Source organism: Micromonospora parastrephiae (assembly GCF_016802865.1).
In the GTDB taxonomy this organism is placed as follows: Bacteria; Actinomycetota; Actinomycetes; order Mycobacteriales; family Micromonosporaceae; genus Micromonospora; species Micromonospora parastrephiae.
Map to the genome: position 1 here is coordinate 1 of NZ_JAEVHM010000245.1, position 6,522 is coordinate 6,522.

Genomic DNA, 6,522 nt, shown 5'->3' on the forward strand with positions numbered 1-6,522 from the left:
GGGGAGTCGCCCGAGCTTCGACACAGTATCGACACCGATCTGTATGACGTGTCCGATCCCCGTCAGCGATGGTTCGCGGACGAGATCGAACGCGACATCGCTTCCTTTTTGGACGCCCTGGGGAGCGGACGTCTCAGGTTGAGTCGTGGGCGAAACAAGACGGCGATCGTCTTTCCGAACGCGGGGAGGTATGTGCGGGTGGAGCGTGGACGCGTGTTCACCCGCCGGCGGGAGTACGAACGTGAGGTGGACGCGGAAGCCGGTGACCAGTTCCAGCCGTTCGGCCCGTAACCGGGGCCGTTGACCAGCCTGAACCGTGGAGCGGGCGACGGGAATCGAACCCGCACCGTCAGTTTGGAAGACTGAAGCTCTGCCATTGAGCTACGCCCGCGCTCCGCCCCGCCGAAACGGGACGCGCCGACAGCGTACCCAATCCCCCTGCCGGCCGCGCAGCCGCGCCGCCACGCCAGGCCAAGATCCGCGCAACATCGGGGATGTAGGGGCCTCGACGCCTCCGGAGGCAGCACTGTCCCCGACACTGCGCGGATCTTGAACGGGCGCCCGGAGCGCCGCCCGGCGCGGCGCGAGCAGGGGGTGCGGTGGGGGTTTTCGGGGGATTGTGTCCGGGTGGGTGCGGCCCCGGCACTGCCTGAGGCGCGTCGACGGCATAGACTGCACGTCGCCACGGGGTGTGGCGCAGCTTGGTAGCGCACTCGCTTTGGGAGCGAGGGGCCGTGGGTTCAAATCCCGCCACCCCGACTGTCGTCCGCGGCCGGGCCGCCCAGGGCTCCGCCCAGTGCGGTCCCCGGGCGCTGCCGGTGCGTCAGGCCGGCTCACCTACACTCGATGGGCTGAATCACGCCCAGACTCAACTGAGATCCGTCAAGGAGTACGCCTGTGAAGAGCACCGTCGAGACTCTGAGCCCGACGCGCGTGCGGCTCGCCATCGAGGTGCCGTTCGTCGAGCTCGAGCCGAGCCTCAAGAAGGCGTACCGGGAGATCGGTTCGCAGGTCCAGGTTCCCGGCTTCCGCCGGGGCAAGGTGCCGACCGCGGTGATCGATCAGCGGGTGGGCCGGAGCACCGTCCTCAACGAGGCGGTCCAGGACGCCATCCCGGAGAACATCCTCGCCGCGGTGCGCGAGCACGACCTGAAGACGCTGGGGCGTCCCGAGGTCGAGATCACCGAGTTCAACGACGGCGACTCGTTGAACTTCACCGCCGAGGTCGACGTCCGCCCGGAGATCACCCTGCCCGACGCGAGCACCATCGAGGTGACCGTCGACGAGCTGCAGATCGACGAGAGCGAGATCGACGAGCAGGTGAAGAACCTGCGGGAGCGGTTCGCCACCCTCAAGACCGTCGAGCGGGCCGCCGCCGAGGGCGACTACGTGCAGATCGACCTGAACGCCACCGTCGACGGCGAGGACGTGCCGGGCGGCCAGGCGAGCAACATCTCCCACGAGGTGGGCAGCAAGCAGCTCCTGCCGGGTCTCGACGAGGCCGTGGTCGGCCTCGCCGCCGGCGAGAGCACCACCTTCACCACCCAGCTGGTCGGCGGCGACTTCGCCGGCCGCGACGCCGAGGTGGCGGTGACCGTGCGCACGGTCAAGGAGAAGGAGCTGCCGGAGCTGAACGACGAGTTCGCGCAGATGGCCAGCGAGTTCGACACGATCGAGGAGCTGCGCGGCGACCTGCGGGCACGGGTCACCCAGGGCAAGCAGGTCGAGCAGATCTACGCCGCTCGGGACAAGGCCCTGGCGCAGCTGGTCGAGGCCGCCGAGGTGCCGGCGCCGGAGGGCGTCGTCCGCGAGGAGGTCGCCAGCCGCAAGCAGGCGATGGTCGACCAGCTGGAGCGGATCGGCGCCTCCCTGGAGGAGTACCTGGCGGCCGAGGAGAAGACCGAGGAGCAGATCGACGCCGAGCTGACCGAGGCGGCGACCGAGGGCGTCAAGGTGCAGCTCCTGCTGGACACGCTGGCCGACGCCGAGGACGTGCAGGTCTCCGACGACGAGTTCGGCCACGAGATCGTGCACCGGGCGCAGCGCGCCGGCATGGCTCCGCAGCAGTACTACGACCAGCTGGTGCGTTCCGGCGCGGCCGCCGCGGTCTTCGGTGACGTGCGGCGGGGCAAGGCGCTCGCGGCCGTCATGGAGCGGATCACGATCAAGGACTCGGCCGGCAACGAGGTCACCCTGGACGCGTTGCGCGCCGCCAACGAGGCGGAGCACAACCACGAGCACTGATCGTCGGGTGCGGCCGCCGTCCGCCGCTGCGCGGTGGACGGCGGCCGAATCCATTCCCGGGTACGCCCGGACGCCCGCGCCGCGGGTGCGCTCGACACAGCTGCGCTGAGAGCGAACAGTGCCCCGACCGGGACTCTGCCGCCCCGCACAGCGGTTAGTGTCGGGAAAGACGGTACGGAGAGCGAAGGGCTGCCATGACCGACATGCACATCCCCAAGAAGTCGCTCCGGGCGATTGACGCGCGCGGTGGCGACTCCATTGGCAACCTCGACGACTCGGTCTACAACCGGTTGCTCAAGGAACGCATCATCTTCCTGGGCAGTGAGGTGACCGACCAGGTCGCCAACCGCATCTGCGCGCAGCTGCTGCTGCTCGCCGCGGAGGACCCGGACCGCGACATCAACCTGTGGATCAACTCGCCGGGTGGCTCGGTCTACTCCGGCATGGCGATCTACGACACCATGCAGTTCATCGACAACGACGTGTCGACCGTGGCGATGGGCATGGCCGCCTCGATGGGCCAGCTGCTGCTCTGCGCGGGCACCAAGGGCAAGCGGTACGCCCTGCCGCACGCCCGGATCATGATGCACCAGCCGTCCGGTGGCCTGGGCGGTACGGCGTCCGACATCGCCATCCAGGCGGAGCAGATGCTCTACACGAAGCGGATGTTCCAGGAGCGGGTCGCGCACCACACCGGCCAGAGCCAGTCGCAGATCGAGGCGGACTCGGACCGGGACCGTTGGTTCACCGCCCAGGAGGCCATGGACTACGGCTTCATCGACAAGGTGATCATCGGAGCCGCTCAGGTTCCGGATGGCGCCGGGACCCTGAGCTGAGGAGCTGACGATGACCGATCTGAGCTTGCCGCCCCAGTTCGCGGCCGTGCACAACCGCTACGTTCTGCCGTCGTTCGTCGAGCGCACGTCGTACGGGGTCAAGGAGTCGAACCCGTACAACAAGCTCTTCGAGGACCGGATCATCTTCCTCGGTGTGCAGGTGGACGACGCGTCGGCCAACGACGTGATGGCCCAGCTGCTCACGCTGGAGGGCACCGACCCGGACCGCGACATCATCATGTACATCAACTCGCCCGGTGGCTCGTTCACGGCCATGACGGCGATCTACGACACCATGCAGTACGTCCGCCCGGACATCTCGACGGTCTGTCTCGGGCAGGCCGCGAGCGCGGCGGCGGTGCTGCTGTCGGCGGGCACGCCGGGTAAGCGGATGGCTCTGCCGAACTCGCGGATCATCATCCACCAGCCGGCCACCGAGGGCGGCTACGGGCAGGGCTCGGACATCGAGATCCAGGCCCGGGAGATCCTGCGGATGCGGACGCAGTTGGAGGACATGCTGTCCCGACACTGCAACCGCCCGATCGAGCAGGTTCGCAAGGACATCGACCGTGACAAGATCATGACGGCCGAGGAGTCCAAGGAGTACGGGCTGGTCGACACGATCCTGACCAGCCGCAAGAAGGGCCTGCTGGCCGCCAACGCGGCCAGCTGAGCAGTACCGGGTCAGAGGTTGGCCGGGCGTCCGTTCCCGGCCGACCTCTGACACACCCGTTTTGGGGGTCGGAGAATGCCCCGTCAGCGGGTAACGTCGGGTCCGTACCGCTTCGCCGGTTGGGCCGGCGGGACGAACCAAGCCGGGCGGCGCGCAGCGTCCGCAGGTCAGGGCCGGGTCTCCGGCCGATGAGTGCAGGGAGAACGTAGGTGGCACGGATCGGTGACGGCGGCGACCTACTGAAATGCTCCTTCTGCGGCAAGTCGCAGAAGCAGGTGAAGAAGCTCATCGCGGGCCCGGGGGTCTACATCTGCGACGAGTGCATCGATCTCTGCAACGAGATCATCGAAGAGGAGCTGGCCGAGTCCGGCGAGGTGAAGTGGGAAGAGCTTCCCAAGCCGATGGAGATCTGCCAGTTCCTCGACAACTACGTCGTCGGGCAGGACCAGGCCAAGAAGGCGCTCGCGGTGGCGGTCTACAACCACTACAAGCGCATCCAGGCCGAGGCGGCCGGCGCACCGGGCTCCGGCAGTGACGCCGTCGAGCTGGCGAAGTCCAACATCCTGCTGCTCGGCCCGACGGGGTGCGGCAAGACCCACCTGGCGCAGACGCTCGCCCGGATGTTGAACGTCCCGTTCGCCATCGCGGACGCCACGGCGCTGACCGAGGCGGGCTACGTCGGCGAGGATGTGGAGAACATCCTCCTCAAGCTGATCCAGGCCGCCGACTACGACATCAAGCGCGCCGAGACCGGCATCATCTACATCGACGAGGTCGACAAGATCGCCCGTAAGTCGGAGAACCCGTCGATCACGCGGGACGTCTCCGGCGAGGGTGTGCAGCAGGCGCTGCTCAAGATGCTGGAAGGCACGGTGGCCAACGTGCCGCCGCAGGGCGGTCGCAAGCACCCGCACCAGGAGTTCATCCAGATCGACACGACCAACGTGCTGTTCATCTGCGGTGGCGCGTTCGCCGGGCTGGATCAGATCATCGAGTCCCGCACCGGTCAGGGCGGCACCGGGTTCGGTGCCCGGCTCCGGTCGGTGTCCGACCGGTCGACCGATGACATCTTCAGCCAGGTCATGCCGGAGGACATGCTCAAGTTCGGGCTGATCCCCGAGTTCGTCGGCCGGCTCCCGGTGATCACCAACGTGCGCAGCCTGGACCGCTCCGCGCTGGTGCGCATCCTCACCGAGCCGCGCAACGCGCTGGTCCGGCAGTACCAGCGGCTGTTCGAGCTGGACGGGGTCGAGCTGGAGTTCGACGAGCCGGCGCTGGAGGCGATCGCCGACCAGGCGATGCTGCGGGGCACCGGCGCGCGCGGTCTGCGGGCCATCATCGAAGAGGTTCTGCTCTCCGCGATGTACGAGGTACCGAGCAACCCCGACGCCGCCCGGGTGCTGATCACCCGTGAGGTGGTCCTGGAGAACGTCAACCCGACGATCGTTCCGCGCGAGTTCACCGGGCGGCGCGCCCGGCGGGACCGCGAGGAGAAGTCGGCCTGATCCTCCCCACGTCACGCCGGCCGCTCACTCCTGACGCGGCGGCGTGATCTCGTTCGGCGGTCCCACTCGCCCGACGGGGTGACCACCACCACGCGTTCCTCCGATCGCCGTGACCGTGGTCTCCCAGCTGTTGAGCGTCCCGCTGCTGGCCGTGCTGGTGCTGGTCGTGCCCGGTTACCCCCACGGCCGGGGACATCCCCTGCGGGCTCGTCGTCGCGCTCTAACCGGCCAGCGCGTGCTGCTCGCACTCGCCGTCGACCGGGAACGCCTCCGCCCGCTCCAGGTCGTCGGGCTCGGGTTCGCCGCAGGCGCCCTGGTGCCGGCCAGCATCCGACGCTGTCCGTGGTGGCCGGTGCGGTCGTACCCTGGGCTCATGCGCGTCGCCGTCTGCCAGCTGAACGCCCGGGACGACCGCAAGGCCAACCTGGCCGCCGCGGAGGTCCTGCTGGAACGCGCCGCCGCCGGCGGCGCGGATCTCGCCGTCCTCCCGGAGTACGTCGACTATCTCGGCCCCGCCACCGGGCTGCCCGAGCCGGAGCCGGTGGACGGGGAGGTGGGTGCCTTCTTCGCCGCGGTCGCCCGGCGGCTCGGCATCTGGTTGGTGGCCGGTTCGTTCCACGAGGCCGGTCCGGACCCGGAGCGCACCTGGAACACGTCGCTGGTCTTCGACCGTTCCGGCAGCCTGGCTGCGAGCTATCGCAAGATCCACCTGTACGACGTGGAGATCCCGGGCCGGGTCTCCTACCGCGAGTCGGCGACGGTGGCGCCCGGGACGCAACCGGTGGTGGTCGACGTCGAGGGTCTGCGGGTGGGTCTGTCGATCTGTTACGACCTGCGCTTTCCCGAGCTGTACCGCGCACTGGCCACCGATGGCGGCGCCCAGCTGCTGGTGGTCCCGGCGGCGTTCATGATGCATACCGGCCGTGATCACTGGGAGGTCCTGCTGCGGGCGCGGGCGATCGAGAACCAGTGCTTCGTGGCGGCGGCGGGCCAGACCGGGGACCACGAGCCCGGCCGTACCTGTTTCGGGCGCAGCATGGTGGTCGACCCGTGGGGGACCGTCCTCACCCAACTGCCGGACGGGCCGGGGGTGTCCGTCGCGGACCTGGACCTCGACCGGCTCACCGCGATCCGAGCCGAGCTGCCCAGCCTCGCGAACCGCCGGCTCTGAGCCTCAGCCCTCCAGCAGAACGCCGATCACCGCGAACCCGGCGATCGCCGCGGCGGTGACCAACAGCGCGGTGGTCATCCGCGACCGGCCCCG

The 6,522-nt window shown here is 69.0% G+C and carries 6 protein-coding genes and 2 tRNA genes; 7 read left to right on the plus strand and 1 reads right to left on the minus strand.

What is annotated here, in order from left to right; translation table 11 throughout:
• A partial coding sequence (locus JNW91_RS32770) for a hypothetical protein (RefSeq protein WP_238425854.1) occupies positions 1 to 291 on the plus strand: 291 nt, incomplete at its 5' end.
• Between the two features lie 26 nt (positions 292 to 317).
• Here JNW91_RS32770 and JNW91_RS28275 read toward each other — a convergent pair.
• Positions 318 to 391, minus strand: a tRNA-Gly gene (locus tag JNW91_RS28275).
• Between the two features lie 294 nt (positions 392 to 685).
• On the opposite strand from JNW91_RS28275, the gene JNW91_RS28280 reads away from it, so the two are divergent.
• From JNW91_RS28280 to JNW91_RS28305, 6 genes are all read left to right on the plus strand, one after another.
• Positions 686 to 759, plus strand: a tRNA-Pro gene (locus tag JNW91_RS28280).
• Between the two features lie 138 nt (positions 760 to 897).
• A complete protein-coding gene (gene tig / locus JNW91_RS28285; protein ID WP_203178522.1) occupies positions 898 to 2,244 on the plus strand; it encodes a trigger factor in 1,347 nt (448 codons plus the stop codon).
• Positions 2,245 to 2,438: 194 nt separating this feature from the next.
• Positions 2,439 to 3,080, plus strand: coding sequence for an ATP-dependent Clp protease proteolytic subunit (locus JNW91_RS28290; protein ID WP_007464111.1), 642 nt, complete (start codon positions 2,439 to 2,441; stop codon positions 3,078 to 3,080).
• A gap of 10 nt (positions 3,081 to 3,090) precedes the next feature.
• Positions 3,091 to 3,753 (plus strand): ATP-dependent Clp protease proteolytic subunit, encoded by a 663-nt coding sequence (locus tag JNW91_RS28295; RefSeq protein WP_121652300.1) that lies wholly within the window; start codon positions 3,091 to 3,093, stop codon positions 3,751 to 3,753.
• 209 nt (positions 3,754 to 3,962) lie between these two features.
• Positions 3,963 to 5,258, plus strand: a complete 1,296-nt coding sequence (gene clpX / locus JNW91_RS28300; protein ID WP_074313784.1) for an ATP-dependent Clp protease ATP-binding subunit ClpX — start codon at positions 3,963 to 3,965, stop codon at positions 5,256 to 5,258.
• Between the two features lie 373 nt (positions 5,259 to 5,631).
• Positions 5,632 to 6,429, plus strand: a complete 798-nt coding sequence (locus JNW91_RS28305; protein ID WP_203178524.1) for a carbon-nitrogen hydrolase family protein — start codon at positions 5,632 to 5,634, stop codon at positions 6,427 to 6,429.
• The last annotated feature ends 93 nt before the right edge of the window (positions 6,430 to 6,522 follow it).

Bases quoted from the DNA above. Each gene is read 5' to 3' on its own strand.
- JNW91_RS28290 (WP_007464111.1), top strand. From the start codon at position 2,439: ATGACCGACATGCACATCCCCAAGAAGTCGCTCCGGGCGATTGACGCG.
- JNW91_RS28295 (WP_121652300.1), top strand. From the start codon at position 3,091: ATGACCGATCTGAGCTTGCCGCCCCAGTTCGCGGCCGTGCACAACCGC.
- JNW91_RS28305 (WP_203178524.1), top strand. From the start codon at position 5,632: ATGCGCGTCGCCGTCTGCCAGCTGAACGCCCGGGACGACCGCAAGGCC.